Source organism: Corallococcus praedator, from assembly GCF_003612125.1.
In the GTDB taxonomy this organism is placed as follows: domain Bacteria; phylum Myxococcota; class Myxococcia; order Myxococcales; family Myxococcaceae; genus Corallococcus; species Corallococcus praedator.
Genome location: NZ_RAWI01000206.1, coordinates 1 through 16,492 on the forward strand (window position 1 = coordinate 1; position 16,492 = coordinate 16,492).

A 16,492-nucleotide genomic window follows, 5' to 3' on the forward strand; every position below is an offset into this window, starting at 1 on the left:
CCCTCCCCCTCCAAGGGCTTTCACGCCGGAGGGTCATCCCGGGCAACCTCCGGCGTCGGGGGTTCCGGAGCCACCACCGCCGGGGGCGTCCCGTCTGTCCCGGTGTCCGGGGCTGACGCGGGGGCCGTCTTCAGGCGCTCCAGGGTGGTGCGCGCGGCTGCCTGCTCGGCCTCCTTCTTGTTGCGGCCCGTGGCGCGGGCGTACACGACCTCCCCGATGCACACCTCCACCTCGAACACTTTGGAGTGCTCCGGGCCGGACTCGGCCACCACCCGGTAGCGCGGCGACAGCTTGAGCTTCTCGTGGGACATCTCCTGGAGGAGCGTCTTGTAGTCCAGGCGGCCCGCGCCGGAGGCCACCTCGTCCAGCGGCTCCCCGAAGCACCGGTCCACCAGCGCCAGCGCCGGCTCCAGGCCGCCGTTCAGGTAGACGGCGCCCAGCACCGCTTCCAGCGCGTCCGCGAGGATGGAGTTCTTGTCCCGCCCGCCCGACTGGGACTCGCCCCGGCCCAGGAGCAGCAATTCGCCCAGGCGCAGGCTCCGCGCCACGCGCGCCAGGCCCTCCTCGTGGACGATGCGGGCGCGCATCTTGGTGAGCTCGCCCTCGGGCATGCCCGGGCAGCGGTCCATGAGCCGGTGGCTCACGGCCAGGTCCACGACGGCGTCGCCCAGGAACTCCAGGCGCTGGTTGTCCTTGAGGTTCTGGTCGCGGTTCTCGTTGGCGTACGTCTTGTGCGTGAGTGCCTCCAGCGCGAGGTCGCGCTTGAGGAACGTCACGCCCAGGCGGCCTTCCAGCGCCTGCACCCGTTCCACCAGGGTCATCTTCTCCACGGGCGTCTCACTCCTGGGGGGCGTCCGGGCCCACGAGGCGCACGGCCTCGGGAGCGACCTTCAACAGGTCCGCGACCATCCGCACCACGCCCGGGAATTCATCCAGTTCGAAGCGGCCCGCCCACACCTTGCCCTGCGTGCCCGCCAGCATCCCCCGGAAGGTTCTCCCGGCGATGCGCGCGGCGGCGAAGCGGTAGGCCCTGCCCTCCACCTGGAACTGGGCCAGCAGCTCCAGGCTGCTGCGCGGCGGCACCAGGGCCTGGGCGCCGAACTTCTCCACGATCTCCACGAAGCGCACCGGCCCCGCGCCCGCCGTCACCGGCGTCCGCGTCAGGGTGGGCTCGCCGAAGAGCGCCGCCAGGTAGCCCGTCAGCGCCCCGCGCTCGCGGAACTCCGACAGCTCGAGGATGTGACCTGCCGCGGTGGGCAGGTCCTCACCGCCACGCAGGGCCTGGGCGACGCGGAAGTTGCCCTGGCGGTCCGACACCAGCTTCACCGCGAGGTGGCCCTCCTTCACCGTCGTGGACAGCTCCAGCGACTGCGGATCCACGTCCGCGGGCAGGCCCAGGAGCTGCAATTCCTCCGAGCGGCGCTGCAGGTGGAAGACGTGGTCGCTGAAGGTGTCCAGCAGCAGCGCCTGCATCTCCTCCGCCGCGTCAATGGCGGACAGCAGGATGGGCGTCATGCCCACCACCGCCGCGGGGGCGATGGGGATGAGCCGGTCCCCCACCACCTGGAAGGTCACCTCGGTGATGAAGTCCTTGGTGATGGGGTTCACCAGGGACGCGGCCTCCAGGTCCAGCATCACCTCGATGCCGGAGGGCTCCTCCCGCACCTGGAGTCCCAGCTCCCGTAACCGAGCGGTGTCCATCAGGCCCCTTTGAACGTTTCGCGGGCGATGATGGTGCGCTGGATCTCGCTCGTGCCCTCGCCAATCTCACAGAGCTTGGCGTCGCGCAGGTAGCGCTCCACGGGGAACTCGCGCGTGTAGCCGTAGCCGCCGTGGATCTGCACGGCCTTGTTGCAGCCGCGCATGGCCGCCTCGGAGGCGAACAGCTTCGCCATGGAGGCCTCCTCGGAGTACGGCTGGCCCGCGTCCGCGAGCCGCGCCGCGCGGTGCACCAACAGGCGCGCCGCCTCCAGCTCCGTCTTCATGTCCGCCATCATCCAGCGCAGGCCCTGGAACTCGCTGATGGGCTGGCCGAACGCGGAGCGGTCCTTCGAGTACGCGACCGACTCCTCCAGCGCCCCGCGCAAGAGGCCCACCGACAGCGCGCCAATGGTGATGCGGCCCTTGTCGAGGATCTTCAGCGTGTCGATGAAGCCCCGGTCCACCTCGCCGACGATGGCGTCGTCGCCCAGTTCCACGTTCTCCAGGATGAGCTCCGCCGTGTCCGAGGAGCGCATGCCCAGCTTGCCGTGGATGGCGCGCTGGCTGAAGCCCGGCACGCCCTTCTCCAGCACGAAGGCGGTGATGCCCTTCTGGCGCTTCTCCGGCGACGTGAGCGCGAGCACCACGAACACGTCACCCACCGTGCCCTGGGTGATGAACATCTTGGCGCCGTTGAGCACCCACTTGTCGCCCTTGCGGACGGCGGTGGTGCGCATGCCGGACGCGTCCGAGCCGGATCCCGGCTCGGTGAGGCCCCACGCGCCCAGCCACTCGCCGGTGGCCAGCTTCGGCAGGTAGCGCTGGTGCTGCGCCTTGTTGCCAAAGACGCGCACGTGGCTGGTGCCCAGGCCGTTGTGGCTGGCCACCGTGAGGGCGAGCGAGCCGTCGTAGCGGGCGATCTCCTCCACGGCCACCGCCACGGCGAGCGAGTCCATGGCCGCCCCGCCGTACTCCTCGGAGACGAGCATGCCCAGCACGCCCAGCTGGCCCAGCTCCTTCACGACCTCCATGGGGAACTTCTCGTCCTTGTCCCACTCGCGCGCGTACGGCTTCACGCGGCGTTCGCAGAATTCACGGAGGGAGGCCTGGAGGGCGCGGTGGCTGTCGGGAAGTTCGAAGTCCATGGTCGGGCGGGGAATCTAGCTCAGGTGGGGACGACTCAAACGGGATACACACCGTGCTTCTTTTCCGCACGGGGCTGGAAGCGCTCCGCGTACAGCGCATACCGCTGCAACAGCTCGCCGCGCAGGGAATCCCCCGGAATCACCGCGTCGATGATGAGCTCGCTGGCCAGCTTGTAGATGTCCACGTCCTGCTTGTACTCGTCGCGCAGCTTCTGGACGAAGGCCGGTCGCTCGGCCTCCGGCAGCTCTTGAATCTTGTTGAAGTAGACGGCGTTCACCGCCGCCTCCGGGCCCATCACGGCGATCATCGCCTGGGGCAGCGCCAGGGTGGCCTCCGGGGCGAAGCCGGGGCCGCTCATGGCGTAGAGGCCCGCGCCGTACGCCTTGCGCACCACCACGCAGATGCGCGGCACGCTGGCCTCCGACACCGCGGAGATCATCTTCGCGCCCGCGCGGATGATGCCCGCCCGCTCCACCTTGGTGCCGATCATGAACCCCGGCACGTCCGCCAGGTACAGCAGCGGGATGTTGAACGCGTCACACAGCCAGATGAACCGGGCTGCCTTGTCCGCGCTGTCCACGAACAGCACGCCGCCCTTGTACTTGGGCTGGTTCGCCACGATGCCCACCGGCTGACCGCCGATGCGCGCGAGGCCCGTGATGATCTCCTGCGCGAAGAGCTTCTTCACCTCGAACCAGCTGCCCTCGTCGATGAGCTCCGTGATGAGGGCGTGCATGTCGAAGGGCTTGTTCTGATCCGGCGGGATGATCTCATCCACGCGCTTGCCGCTGTGCTTCGGGGCCTTGAGCTCCGCGCGCGGCGCCGGCTTCGTGAAGTTCTCCGGGAAGAACGCCAGGTACTGCTTCGCCGCGGCGATGGCCTCCTGCTCCGTCTTCACCAGCACGTCGCCCACGCCGGACACGGAGCAGTGCATCTTCGCGCCGCCCATCTCCTCCAGCGTGACCTTCTCGCCAATGACCATCTCCGCCATGCGCGGGCTGCCCAGGTACATGGACGCGTTGCCGTCCACCATGATGACCAGGTCGCAGAACGCGGGAATGTACGCGCCACCGGCGGCGGACGGACCGAAGAGCAGGCAGATCTGCGGCACCACGCCCGACAGGTGCACCTCGTTGTAGAAGATGCGGCCCGCGCCCCGGCGGCCAGGGAACATGTCCACCTGGTCGGTGATGCGCGCGCCCGCGGAGTCCACCAGGTACAGGAGCGGACAGCGCGACGCCTTCGCCGTCTCCTGGATGCGGAGGATCTTCTCCACCGTGCGGGCGCCCCAGCTGCCGGCCTTCACCGTGGAGTCGTTGGCCATGATGGCCACGGTGCGGCCCGCGATGCGCCCGAGGCCCGTGATGACACCGTCGGAGGGCAGGTCCGCGTCCAGGTTGTTGGCGAGCTTGCCGTCCTCCACGAACGAGTCCGCGTCCACCAGCAGGCGGATGCGCTCACGGGCGAAGAGCTTGCCGGCCTCGGCGTTCTTCGCGTGGTACTTCGGCGCACCACCCTTCTCCACCTGGGCGATCGTCTCGAGCAGCTTCTGGTCGTAGGACATGGCCCGGGCCACATACCAAAAACCCCCTGGCCTGGCTGCCTTCTTGCCATGGGTCCCGCCGGACGTGCCGTCCAGCGGACGACGCGAGGGGCCACGGTGAAGCACACCGGGGGCTGGCACCTGGGGCTTCCCTGCCTACCTTGATGTTGCACGAGGGGGGTGCACCCAGGCGGGCCACCCCACCCCGTGATTCATACCGGCCCAGGAGGGACCCATGTTCGGAGTGAAGAAGAAGACGTGGCAGGCGAAGGCTCTGGCCAAGAGCAAGATCTACCGCCAGTTCCTGGCGCACCAGCTGCTCGACCAGGTTCCCGAGTACGCCGACCTCGCCTCGAAGAAGGCCCGGAAGTCCTGGGACAACTTCGATGCCGACGACGCGCTGCGGTATGTGGGATTGACGACGTACAAGCCGGTGAGCTCGGGCCTGGGCGGCATTGGCGCGTTCCTGCTGGGCGCCGCCGCGGGCAGCATCGTTGCGCTGCTGCTGGCGCCGCGTCCGGGCACCGAGCTGCGCACCACCGTCAAGGACAAGGCGATGGGCTACATCAACAAGCAGGGCGTGAACATCGGCGGGGAGAAGACCGCGAGCGCTTAAGCACCCAAGCGGACCGCCGTCGTGACGGGTGCCTCACCCGTCACCCCGCGCCGGGCCGCTGCACGAAGCAGTGTCAGGGGCGGAAGTTCGCGGGCGACCGCGGGCTTGCCGCCCCTGTCGCTTTCGCGGGGCTCAGCGGCCTTTATAGACAGGAGGACGCTTCTCCGCGAAGGCGCGGAGCCCTTCCAGCCGGTCCTCCGTCTTGAGCACCTCTTCGTACTTCTTGAGCTCCAGCGCGAGCGCATCATCCAGCTCCAGGCCCGTGCCCTCGTCGATGGCGTGCTTCGCCGTGGCCACCGCCACGGGCGCGTTCTCCACCACGGCCTCCGCGAGCTGGAAGGCGACCTGGAGCAGGTGCCCTTCCGGGGCCAGCCGGTTGACCAGGCCGATGCTGAAGGCCTCCGCCGCGTTGACGCGCCGGGCGGTGAGGATGAGGTCCTTCGCGCGCCCCGGACCGATCAGCCGCGCCAGCCGCTGCGTGCCACCGCCGCCGGGGATGATGCCCAGCTTCACCTCGGTGAGGCCCAGCTCCGTGGCCGGCGAGGCGACGCGCAGGTCGCACGCCAGCGCCAGCTCCGTGCCGCCGCCGAAGGCCGCGCCGTTGATGGCGGCGATGAAGACGCAGTCGCTCTTTTCAACCGAGCGGAAGGTGCTGCGCAGGCCGTCCAGGAAGGCGCGCACCTCCGGCTCCGCCATGCCGGCGCGCTCCTTGAGGTCCGCGCCCGCGCAGAAGGCCTTGTCGCCCGCGCCGGTGATGATGACCGCGCGCACGTCGCGGTTGGCGGAGACACGGGCCACGAGCTGGCCCAGCTCCTGGAGCATCGCGCGGCTGATGGCGTTGCGGCGGCTCTCCCCGTCGATGGTCCAGATCTCGATGGCGCCGCGGGCGTCGACCTTGAACTCCGGCATCTTCGCTCCCCGTGTCGGGCCGCATCGGGCGGCCCGCGTGAATGGCGCGCAGCCTGTGACGGGTTCTCCAGTCTGGCAAGCCGTAAACGGATAGGATTTCGCCCATGCCTTCGTGCCCTCCGACGAAACGCCCATGGCAATGGTCGCCTGGACCGAGCACCGTCCTCGCCCTGCTCGTGCTGGCCCTGCCCCTGGTGGCGCTGGCGCGCGGCGGCGGGGGCGAGCACTACACTTCCGGAAGGGACAGGAGCAGCGGCGGCGGCGGAGGCGATGGCCTGCCCCTCTGGCTCCTCTTCGACCTGGTTCGGATGATCTTCCTGTACCCGAAGGTCACCCTGCCCCTGCTGCTCATCGGCGGCGCGCTGTACTGGATCTACAAGCGCAACCTGCACCCCACCGCCACCACGCAGCGCGCGTTGGATCAACGCGAGGCGGAGGCGCGCACGGAGGTGTCCGGCCGCGACGTGCAGGGCTGGACCAACGCGCTGAAGCTCAAGGACCCGTCGTTCGAACTCCAGCCCACGCTGGACAAGGTGCGCTGGCTCTTCCTGGAGCTGCAGAAGTCGTGGTTCCGCCGCGACATGACGCCCGTGCGCCCCTTCCTGTCGGACGCGACGTGGCAGCGCTTCAACGTGCAGCTCCAGCTCATGAAGGCCCAGGGCGTGCGCGACGCGCTGGCGGACATACAGGTGCAGGACGTGCAGCTCATCGGGCTGCACCAGACGGCCTGGTACGACTCCATCCACGTGCGCGTGCGCGCCAGCATCCGCGACACGGACGTGCCCGCGGACCAGACGGACGCGCAGGCCATGGCCGCCGCGAAGAAGGTGGCGGCGGAGTCCTTCACGGAGGTGTGGACCTTCGTGCGCAAGCCCGGCGCGCAGACGCGCATCGGTGAAGATCTGTTCCAGGGCAAGTGCCCCAACTGCGGCGCCCCGTACAAGGGCGGCGCGTCCAACACCTGTGAGTTCTGCAACGCGGTGGTGAACTCCGGCAACTACGACTGGACGCTCGCGGAGATCACCCAGGGCGTGGAGCACGTGCGCCACCACAAGCAGGTGGACGGCCTGATGCAGGCCCGCGCGGACGACCCGGCGCTGAACCTGGAGATGCTGGAGGACCGCGCGTCGCTGCTGTTCTGGAAGTGGATCGACGCGCAGAGCCGCAACGAGACGCAGCGGCTGTCCAAGGTCGCCAACGCGGAGGTCATCACTCGGCTGTCCTCGGAGCTGGAGGAGCTGGGCAAGCGCGGCCGCCGGCGCGTGTTCCTGGAGTGCGCGGTGGGCGCGGTGGACGTGCGCGCGCTGGAGGTGCACCCGGAGTCCTTCGACGAGGCGCAGGTGGAGATCCGCTGGAGCGCGCGCATGGGCATCGGGCCCGTGAACGAGCGGCCCCCCAGCCTTCCCACCGTGCCCCAGCGCTGGGTCTTCACGCTGGTGCGCCGCCATGGCGCGAAGACGAACACCGACACCGGCATGTCCACGGACCGCTGCCCGCAGTGCAACGCGCCCCTCACCACCAGTGGCGCCAACACCTGCGAGTTCTGCGGCACGGTGCTGGGCAACGGCGAGCGGGACTGGGTGCTCGCGTCCGCCCTCCCCTTCGAGTCCTGGAACGTCCGGCAGGATCAGCGCCACTCGGCCGCGTCCGTCCGCCGCCAGCAGGCGCGCGAGGAGACGCGCGGCGCCGTGGTGGCCCCCACCGACGGCGACCGGGTGATGACGGACCAGAAGGAGCGCGAGCGGCTGCTCTACATGATGGCGTCCATCGCCGCCGCCGACGGGGAGGTCTCCAACGCCGAGCGCCGCCTGCTCAAGCTGTGCGCGGAGCGCTGGAGCGTGTCCTGGGCCAACGTGGAGATGGCGCTCAACGCCGGGCCCCAGCTCTTCGAGCGGCTGGTGCCACGCGGCAGCCCGGAGGCGGAGGTGTTCCTGCGCCACATCGTGGAGATGGCGCTGGTGGACGGCCGCATCGACCGCAAGGAGCGCAAGATGCTGGAGATCGCCGCCCAGCACCTGGGCCTGGAGTCACGGCTGCCGGCGCTGCTGGGGGACCACTAGGAAGCGCGGTCCCCCGTTGAATCAGGTCTGCGCGCGGCGGGAGGACTTCTTCTCCCGTTCGCCCAGCGCGGCCTGCAGGTACTTGCCCGCCAGCTTCCGGCCAATCAGCTCCTGGGCGATCTCCCCGGCCTCCACCAGCTTGTCCAGGTCGATGCCGGTGTCCACGCCCATGCCGTGCATCATGAACACCGCGTCCTCGGTGGCCAGGTTGCCCGCGGCCCCGGGGGCGTAGGGGCAGCCGCCGAGGCCACCGATGCTCGCATCGAACGTGGTGACGCCCGCGGACAGGCCGACGAGCGCGTTGGCCAGAGCGGTGCCGCGCGTGTCGTGCAGGTGCAGCGCCAGGGTGTCCACCGGCATGTGCTGCAACAGCGCGCCCAGGATGTCCTCTGTCTGCCGGGGCGTGCCCACGCCAATCGTGTCGCCCAGGCTGAGCTGGTAGATGCCCGCGTCCACGAGCTGGCGGCAGATGTCCACCACGCGCTCCACCGGGACGTGGCCCTCGTAGGGGCAGCCCCACACGGTGGACAGGTAGCCGCGCACGCGCATGCCGGCCTTGCGGGCGGCGGCGGTGACCTCCTTCGCGCCGGCCAGGGCCTCCGCGATGGTCTTGTTGATGTTCTTCTTGGAGTGGGCCTCCGACGCGGAGATGAACACCGCGGCCTCCTCCAGGCCCGCCGCCTGCGCGCGCTCCAGGCCCTTGAGGTTGGGCACCAACGCGGAGAAGACGACACCCGGACGGCGGCCCACCTGCTTGAACAGCTCCTCCGCGTCCGCGAGCTGGGGGATCCACTTGGGTGACACGAACGACGTCACCTCGATGCGCTTCTCCCCCGCCGCGACCAGGGCGTTGATCAGCCGCGCCTTGTCCCGGGTGGGCAGCGTCCTGAGTTCATTCTGGAGGCCGTCGCGGGGACCGACCTCATACACGTCGACCTTCCGGGGCAGATGCCCCAACAGGCCGACCCGCGTTCGCGCTGGTTCTTTCGGATCCACTTGGACGTGTCCTGGGCGCGGTACGCGGGCTTGCTTCAGCCCTGCCGGAGCCCTGCTCCCACGATGAGGTCGGTCGAGTCGGGTGTCATCGGCCCGGCATCCAGGCCTCCGTGCACCCACGCCATCGAAAAGCCCGTGCTTTCCAACAGCCCCCTGAGTTCCGCAAGAGGATAGTAACGAATGGCGTACGCCGCTCGCAGCACGCGTCCCTCCGGCAGCGTCAATTGACGCTGCCCCACATCCCTTCCACGCGTCGCGTCGAAGCGGCTCTCCTCCTCCAGGAGACTCCCATCCGGTAACCGCTGGTGGAACGCCGCGCCCGGGGATTGCGCCAGCCGCTCGTACGGCACCGTCTGGAAGACGAGCAATCCCCCGGGCCGCAGCACCCGCGCCACCTCGCGCAGCACCTGGACGTGCTCCGCGTCCGTGAAGGCGAAGAGTGTCGAATACCAGGCGTAGGCGCCCCCCAGCGACCCGGCCTGGAAGGGCAGCGCTCGCAGGTCCCCCCGCACCACCGGGAAGCCGGGACGGCGCAGGCGCAAGGACAGGGGATCCCGCTCCAGGCCCACCACCCGCCCGGCCAGGGGCCCTTGCGCATTGAGCCGCGCCGCGTGCCGGCCGTGGCCACAGCCCAGGTCCACCACCGGCCCGTCCACCTTCGCGAACGCCCGGGACAGGTACTCCGCTTCCCGGGCCGTCACCTCCTCGGAGAGGAACGGCAGCGTGCTGCGCAGGTACAGCTCCCCGAAGAAGTCGTCGGACACGGAAGCTCAGCGCTTCGGCGCGGCAAGCGTCGGCAGCTTCGCGCGCAGCCGGCGCACGGCCTCGTCGAGCACCCCTTCCGTCTTGCAGAAGGCGAAGCGCGCGAAGCGTTGGCCCAGGTGCCGGTGCTCCGGACCGTAGAAGACGCTGGGGGGGATGCTGGCCACGCCCACCTGCGTCACCAGGTGACGGCAGAAGGCCACGTCGTCCTCGAAGCCGTAGCCCGCGATGTCCGCGAGGATGAAGTAGCTGCCTTCGGGCGAGTACGCGGTGAGGCCCGCCGAGCACAGGCCCGTGAGCAGCCGCTCACGCTTCTGCGTGTAGAGCGCCGTCAGCTCCTGGAAGTACTCGTCGGACATCCGCAGCGCCACGGCCATGGCGACCTGGAACGGGGACGCGGTGGCGAAGGTGACGAACTGGTGCGCGCGCTGCACGGCGTCCCGCAGCGCGGGCGGCGCGATGATCCAGCCGATCTTCCACCCGGTGAGGCTGAAGGACTTGCCCGCGCTGCTCACCGTCACCGTGCGGTCCGCGAGCACCGGCACCGTGGCGGCGCGGATGTGGCGCGCGGGGGCGAAGACGATGTGCTCGTAGACCTCATCCGACAGGACCTTGGTGTCGTGCTCGGCGCAGAGGTTGCCCAGGAACTCCAGCTCCTCGCGGGTGAAGACCTTGCCCGTGGGGTTGTGGGGCGAGTTGAGGATGAGCAGCCGCGTGCGCGGGCTGAAGGCCGCCTTCACCTCGTCCCGGTCGAACCACCACGCCGTGTGCTCCGCGTCCGGCGGGCGCAGGGGCACGTAGCGCGGCGTGGCGCCCACGAAGGCGATGCCCGCGTCGTAGGAGTCGTAGAAGGGCTCGAAGACCACCACCTCGTCGCCCGGATCCACCAGCCCCAGGAGGACGTCGAGGATGGCCTCCGTCGCGCCGCTGGTGACGGACACCATCGTGTCCGGATCCACCTTGTGGCCGTAGAAGCGCTCCGAGTGCTCCGCGATGGCGTCGCGCAGCCCCTTCGCGCCCACGCCCGGGGCGTACTGGTTGATGCCGTCCTGGATGGCTTCCCAGGCGGCCAGCTTGACGTCGTCCGGCCCGTCGAAGTCGGGGAAGCCCTGCCCCAGGTTCACGGCCTGGTGCTTCAGCGCCAGCGCGCTGAACTCGGAGAAGACGGTGGTGCCGAAGCGGGAGACGCGCTGCGAAAGGATGGGCCGGGGGGACATGGGGCGGGCCTCTGGAGGGGCGCCAGCGCACGTCCTCCCCGACTGTGGGGATGAGCGGCTGGCGGTTCAGGGCCTGACGATAGCGTCCACGGGCACGGAGCGCGCGTTCTGTTCCACCGCGCGCTGCCGGGCAGCCCGGGACAGCGCCAGGGCCAGCCCCGTCACCACCAGCACCAGCGGCACCGCGCACACCAGGTCGATGGTGTAGTGGAAGCGCCCCGCCAGCGTCGCGAAGATGAGGCCCAGCCCGGGGAACAGCATCACCCAGAAGAAGCGCCGCGCGAACCGGAAGGCATAGAAGAGCACCACCAGCGCCACCCCGGTGTGCCCGGACGGGAAGCAGTCCCGGGTGTACACCGGCCCGCGCATCATCGATTCCAGCAGCGGCGTGAGCACCCACCCACGCAGGCCGCCGTCGAAGGCGCCGACGAGGAAGTAGCGCGGCCCCACCGCGGGCACCAGCGAGTACGCCGCGTAGTTGAAGCTCAAGAGCAGGCCCAGGCCCAGCAGGTACTCATCGAAGCCCGGCGTGGGGCCCCGGCCGCGCGCGTACAGGAAGACGCCCAGCAAGAGCGGCCAGATGAAGTGGCCGTAGTAGCAGAGCATCAGCACGTCGTTGGCCCACGGCGGCACCACGTGCGACAGCGCCACCGCCGCCTGGAAGCCGAAGAGGCGCTCGTCCACCGCGATGAGCTGGGCGTCCTTTATCAGCGGGTTCATCCAGTCGACGATGGGCCCCAGCCACCCGTGCGACAGGGCTGACACGGGCAGCAGCCAGAAGTCCGCCGCGATGGCGATGAGCGGCTGGCGAGGAAAGCGCGCCTCCAAGAGGCGCAGCAGCGGCACGCCCAGCGCCATCAGGCCGAACAGACAGGCGCTGCGCAGGGAGTGCGGCGCCCAGCGGGCAGGCCCCACGCACACCAGGGCCGCCACCGAGCAGGCGGCCATCAGGACGATGTCCACCTGACGGAAGCGCACGAGCGCCTCTTCCGCGGGGAAACGGACCTGGGAATGGGGACGCAAGCGCCCCTCGCTGAAAGACCAGATGTTCACGCCGATTTGCGCTCCCCCGGCGATTCGGCTGGCAGCTCGCCGGCCCCCCCGAGATTGAGGCTCCGCACCACCGCCCCTGCTTCGGGCACCACCGCGGACCGCCGCCCCTTCCACCGCTCCAGCAGCGCCAGCATGGCCGGGAAGAACACTGTCGTCCCCAGGAAGGTGGACACGACCCCCAGCAGCGCAATCTGCCCGATGCTCCGCAAGCCCTGGTGGTTCGCGACCATCAGCGCGCCGTAGCCCGCCGCGTTGGACAGGGTGGCCACCACCGCCGCGAAGCCCGTGTTGCGCACCACCCGGCCCAGCGACCCGGGGCCCTCTTCCTCGTACCGGTGGAACAGGTGCACCGAGTTGTCCACCGCGATGGCCAGCAGGTTGGGCAGCACCACCGCGTTGATGAAGTTGAGCTGCACGTCGAACAGGTACATCCCGCCCGCCAGACAGGTCATCCCCAGGAACAGCGGGCCCGCCACCAGCAGCGCCTTCTTGAAGCTGCGCATGCTGATCAGGATGACCCCGAACACCACCGCCGCCGCGGACCAGAGGATGAACGGACCGTCTCCGCGCACCAGCGAGAAGATGCGCGCCGCGATGCGGTTGCTGTCCAGCACCGCCAGGTCGATGCCCTTCTCCTTCGCTCCGACGACCACCTGATCCAGCTGCGCCGCCCAGCGGTTCAGGTCCTGCGTGTCGTAGTTGGACACCGACGGGAACAGCAGCAGGAACATGCCCTTGCCGTCCAGCGCCTCGAACCGGCGGCGCGCCTCCGGAGGCACCTGATCCAGGCCATAGGGCTTCGCGTCCACCATGTCACGGAACTCGCGGACCCGGGCATCGTCCTGCGCGGACTTCGGCAGCCCGTCCAGGAGCGAGCGGATGCCACCCAGCTCCGCCGCGTGGCCCGCCGCGTCCGAGGGCACGAGGTCGCTCAGGGACGCGGTGCGCAGGAACACGGAGTCCGCGCCGTTCTTCGCCTTCACCTGGGCGATGACGGCCTCCACCTGCCGCACCTGCTCCAGCGAATCCACCGCGAGGATGGCCGGGTTGAGCGGCGCGCCAATCTGCTCCGTGATGTGGTCGTCCAGCCGCGACGCCGGGGAGTCCCCCTTCAGGTTGCGAAGGTTCGTCTCGAAGCCCAGTTGAGGCGCGATCTTCACCGAGTACGCGGCGAAGCCCACCACCAGCAGCGCGATGGCGGTGATGAGCCCCGTGGGCCAGCGGCGCCACTGCTTCCGCGGCACGGCCGGCGCTGCGGGCGCCGTCGCCTGGGCCGCGGAGTCCTGCGCGGAGTCCTTGCGGAAGGGTCGGATGCGCTCCGCGATGGCGAGCAGCGACGGGCCCAGCGCGTACGCGGACAGCACCGCCATCAGCACGCCCAGGCCCGCGAGCAGGCCGAACTGCTGGAACGCGTGGAACTGCGCCAGCATCAGCACGAAGAAGGCCGCCGCGTTGGTGAGGGCGGACGTGATGGCGCCGCTGAAGGTGCCGCGCACCGTGGCCGCCAGCGCCTCGCGCACCCCGTGCCGCTCCCGCTCCTCCCAGTAGCGCATCGCCAGGTGCACGCCGTACTCGATGCCCAGGCCGATGAGGATGGCGACGAGGAAGCCCGTCACGATGTTGAGGTGCCCGATGGCGCCCTGCGCGAACGCGAACGTCAGCACCAGCCCCACCACCACCGGCACGCCCACCACCGCCAGCGCCGACACGCGCCGCGTCGCCAGCAGGATGAGCCCCACCGCGATGAGCGCGGACAGCAGGCCCGCGTTCGACAGGTCGCGGCGCATCACCGCGTCCTCTTCAATGCGGTTCTGGAAGTTGCCCGTCGCCTCCAGCGTCACGCCCGGGTACTGCTCGGCCGCGAGCTTGCGGCCGGTGTCCAGCGCCGTCGCCACGAAGCGCCGGGCGAACTCCAGGTCCCCCGCCGTCCCCGACGGCTTGATCATCAGGTAGACCTCCGAGCCGTCCTTGCTCGAAAGCGTCTCCGGCAGCGCCGTGTCCGGCGTGTGCTTGCGGGCGATCTCCTCGAAGGTCGGCGGCGCCTCCTCCGCGCCCAGGTCCACGAACAGGGGGCTGGCGCGCTCCTTCTCGTAGCGGACCCGGGCCTCCAGATCCTCGCGGAGCGCGGCGACCTTCTGCGTGGGCAGCAGGAGCAGCCCGTGGCGGCGGAAGAAGGCGACGTCGTAGTGGTGCTCGACGTAGCGGACCTCCGGGAGGGCCTCCAGACGCTTCTGAAGTTCGGCGGCGTAGGTTTTGAGGGCCTGCGGTGTTCCACCCTTCGCCATGATGACGAGGTACCCGTCCCCCCCCGCCTTCTCTGACACGCGTGTCAGATCCCGGACCTCCGGGGCGCCCTCCGGGAGCAGCTCCACGAAGGAGCCCCGGAACTCCAACCGCGACGCGAAGAGGCCCGCGGCGACCGTCACCAGGGCAACAGCGAGCAGCACGTGCCAGGGCCGCGACATCGCCGCCCCGATGAAACCGTCGAACCACCGCTGTCGTCGCGTCTGGGACACCGTTTGCTCCTCTGATGCGTGCCGGCAAAGCAAGAAGCCGGCCACAAACCCGGCACCCGAAACAGCCGGCCCCGTGGAACCCATTCCCCGTGTGAACCCGTGTGTGCCCGGGGTGTTGGAACTCTCACTGGAGGACAGTGTCCTGGAGGCGCGGCGTGCCACCGATACGGCATCCGTGTCAAGGCGCGCTCTGACACGGATGCCCCACGCGACGAGCGACGGAACCGTCCCCGCCTTGACAGTGTGGATTTCCCTCTTTATTCACCCCCACGCGTCGTCCCCTGGGTGGTCACGCGCGCCGGGCGGTCCGAAAACGGAGCGAGCCCTGCATATGGAGAGCGGCTCGGATCACCCCCCGATGCGTAAGAAAGACCACCATGAGCGACGTGTTCGACAAGTGCCGTACCTGGAAGGACTACCGCATCGCCAAGGCCACCGGCCTGTATCCGTACTTCCGGGCGATCGAAGCGTCGCATGGCTCCACGGAGGTGGAGATCGAAGGTCGCCGGGTCATCATGGTGGGCTCGAACAACTACCTGGGCCTCGCCGCGGATCCGCGCGTGAAGGAAGCGGCCATCAAGGCGACGGAGAAGTTCGGCACCACGTGCTCCGGGTCGCGCCTGCTCAACGGCACGCTCGCGCTGCATGAGGAGTTGGAGGCGCGGCTGGCGAAGTTCCTCAACCGCGAGTCCGCCATCGTCATCTCCACCGGCTTCCAGACGAACCTGGCGCTCGCGTCCATCCTGGGCCGCCACGACATCGTCTTCAGCGACCGCCAGAACCACGCGTCGCTGGTGGACGGCGTGCGCCTGTCGTTCGCGACGGAGCGCAAGTTCCGCCACAACGACATGGAGCACCTGGAGCAGCTGCTGGCCGCCGCGGAGCCGGGCGCCGGGAAGATCATCGTCACGGACGGCGTGTTCTCCATGGAGGGCGACGTCTGCAACCTGCCCCGCATCGTGGAGCTGTCCAAGCAGTACAACGCCCGCGTGATGACGGATGACGCGCACGCCATGGGCGTGCTGGGCGAGCTGGGCCGGGGCACCTCCGAGTACTTCGGCCTGGAGAAGGACGTGGACCTGGTGATGGGCACGTTCTCCAAGAGCTTCGCGTCGCTGGGCGGCGTGCTCGCGGGTCCGTTCGACGTCATCAACTACATCCGCCACAAGGCCCGCTCGGTCATCTTCTCCGCGTCCATGACGCCCGCGTCCATCGCGGCGGCGCTCAAGGCGACGGAGATCATCGAGGCGGAGCCGGAGCGCCGCGCGCGTCTGCTGGACATCGCGGAGAAGATGCACAACGGCTTCCGCGCCATGGGCTTCGACACGGGCGTGTCGGTGACGCCGGTGGTGCCGGTGCACATTGGCGACCAGGTGAAGTGCTTCCGCTTCTGGCGCGCGCTGCACGAGGCGGGCGTGTTCGCCAACCCCGTGATTCCCCCGGCGGTGGAGGCGGGCCACGCGCTCATCCGCACCAGCTACATGGCCACGCACACCGACGCGCAGCTGGATCAGGTGCTGGACACCTTCGAGAAGATCGGCCGCAAGCTGAACGTCATCCCGGAGACGCGCCCCACGGTGTACGAGCCGGTGCAGATCGCCCGGCCGGGCAGCGGCGTGCGCGGCAACAAGGCGAGCGAGACGTGGGCCGCGGGCTCCGCCGGCCTGCTCGCGGACAAGGGCTTCTCACTGGAGCAGCTGTCGCGCATGTCGTCGCGCGAGATGGCGGGCAAGTTCTTCGACGCGGTGGAGCAGCTCACCTGGCGCGCGGCGAACCTCCAGCCGGAGGACCTGCGCCGGCTGGGCGGCGCGCCCAAGAAGCTCTGGGAGAAGCGCAGCGAGCTGGGGGGCCTGCTCCTGGAGAAGGGCGCCCACCTCTTCATGCGCAACGGCGACGGTTCCTCCGACGGCAACCAGGCCGAAAGGAACTGAGCTTTACTCATGGCCCACCCCGCCGAGCACGACGCCGTCGCC

General features: G+C 69.7%; 13 protein-coding genes. 3 read left to right on the top strand and 10 right to left on the bottom strand.

Annotated elements, in window-relative coordinates; translation table 11 throughout:
• Nucleotides 1-20: 20 nt before the first annotated feature.
• Genes rnc through D7Y13_RS24280 form a run of 4 tightly spaced genes read right to left on the bottom strand, consistent with a single transcriptional unit; the run spans nucleotide 21 to nucleotide 4,411 of the window.
• Nucleotides 21-821, bottom strand: a complete 801-nt coding sequence (gene rnc, locus D7Y13_RS24265) for a ribonuclease III (RefSeq protein WP_199732824.1) — start codon at nucleotides 819-821, stop codon at nucleotides 21-23.
• A 16-nt stretch (nucleotides 822-837) separates the two neighbouring features.
• Nucleotides 838-1,701: a hypothetical protein gene (locus tag D7Y13_RS24270; RefSeq protein ID WP_199732822.1), complete on the bottom strand. Its 864-nt coding sequence runs from the start codon at nucleotides 1,699-1,701 to the stop codon at nucleotides 838-840.
• Entirely contained in the window at nucleotides 1,701-2,846 is a 1,146-nt protein-coding gene (locus D7Y13_RS24275) for an acyl-CoA dehydrogenase family protein (RefSeq protein WP_120537108.1), read from the bottom strand. Before D7Y13_RS24275 ends, D7Y13_RS24270 begins: the two co-directional genes overlap by 1 nt.
• A 35-nt stretch (nucleotides 2,847-2,881) precedes the next feature.
• Entirely contained in the window at nucleotides 2,882-4,411 is a 1,530-nt protein-coding gene (locus D7Y13_RS24280) for an acyl-CoA carboxylase subunit beta (protein WP_120537107.1), read from the bottom strand.
• A 214-nt stretch (nucleotides 4,412-4,625) separates the two neighbouring features.
• On the opposite strand from D7Y13_RS24280, the gene D7Y13_RS24285 reads away from it, so the two are divergent.
• Nucleotides 4,626-5,006, top strand: coding sequence for a YtxH domain-containing protein (locus D7Y13_RS24285; protein ID WP_120537106.1), 381 nt, complete (start codon nucleotides 4,626-4,628; stop codon nucleotides 5,004-5,006).
• A gap of 132 nt (nucleotides 5,007-5,138) precedes the next feature.
• Here the strand turns inward: D7Y13_RS24285 and D7Y13_RS24290 are convergent, their stop codons facing one another.
• Entirely contained in the window at nucleotides 5,139-5,915 is a 777-nt protein-coding gene (locus D7Y13_RS24290) for an enoyl-CoA hydratase-related protein (RefSeq protein ID WP_120537105.1), read from the bottom strand.
• Nucleotides 5,916-6,019: 104 nt separating this feature from the next.
• Between D7Y13_RS24290 and D7Y13_RS24295 the strand changes: the two genes are divergently transcribed.
• Nucleotides 6,020-7,975 (top strand): TIM44-like domain-containing protein, encoded by a 1,956-nt coding sequence (locus D7Y13_RS24295; RefSeq protein WP_120584360.1) that lies wholly within the window; start codon nucleotides 6,020-6,022, stop codon nucleotides 7,973-7,975.
• Between the two features lie 21 nt (nucleotides 7,976-7,996).
• Here the strand turns inward: D7Y13_RS24295 and D7Y13_RS24300 are convergent, their stop codons facing one another.
• The 5 genes from D7Y13_RS24300 to D7Y13_RS24320 all read right to left on the bottom strand — a co-directional run bounded on the left by D7Y13_RS24300 (nucleotide 7,997) and on the right by D7Y13_RS24320 (nucleotide 14,468).
• Entirely contained in the window at nucleotides 7,997-8,971 is a 975-nt protein-coding gene (locus D7Y13_RS24300; protein ID WP_120537103.1) for a hydroxymethylglutaryl-CoA lyase, read from the bottom strand.
• A gap of 35 nt (nucleotides 8,972-9,006) precedes the next feature.
• The gene (locus D7Y13_RS24305) at nucleotides 9,007-9,735 is read right to left on the bottom strand and encodes a methyltransferase domain-containing protein (protein ID WP_120584361.1); all 729 of its coding nucleotides are present in this window, start codon (nucleotides 9,733-9,735) and stop codon (nucleotides 9,007-9,009) included.
• 6 nt (nucleotides 9,736-9,741) lie between these two features.
• Nucleotides 9,742-10,950, bottom strand: a complete 1,209-nt coding sequence (locus D7Y13_RS24310) for an aminotransferase class I/II-fold pyridoxal phosphate-dependent enzyme (RefSeq protein WP_120584362.1) — start codon at nucleotides 10,948-10,950, stop codon at nucleotides 9,742-9,744.
• A 66-nt stretch (nucleotides 10,951-11,016) separates the two neighbouring features.
• Entirely contained in the window at nucleotides 11,017-12,003 is a 987-nt protein-coding gene (locus tag D7Y13_RS24315) for a phosphatase PAP2 family protein (RefSeq protein ID WP_233595680.1), read from the bottom strand.
• A complete protein-coding gene (locus D7Y13_RS24320) occupies nucleotides 12,000-14,468 on the bottom strand; it encodes an efflux RND transporter permease subunit (protein WP_233595681.1) in 2,469 nt (822 codons plus the stop codon). Before D7Y13_RS24320 ends, D7Y13_RS24315 begins: the two co-directional genes overlap by 4 nt.
• 428 nt (nucleotides 14,469-14,896) lie before the next feature.
• On the opposite strand from D7Y13_RS24320, the gene D7Y13_RS24325 reads away from it, so the two are divergent.
• Entirely contained in the window at nucleotides 14,897-16,450 is a 1,554-nt protein-coding gene (locus D7Y13_RS24325; protein ID WP_120534799.1) for an aminotransferase class I/II-fold pyridoxal phosphate-dependent enzyme, read from the top strand.
• Nucleotides 16,451-16,492: the final 42 nt, after the last annotated feature.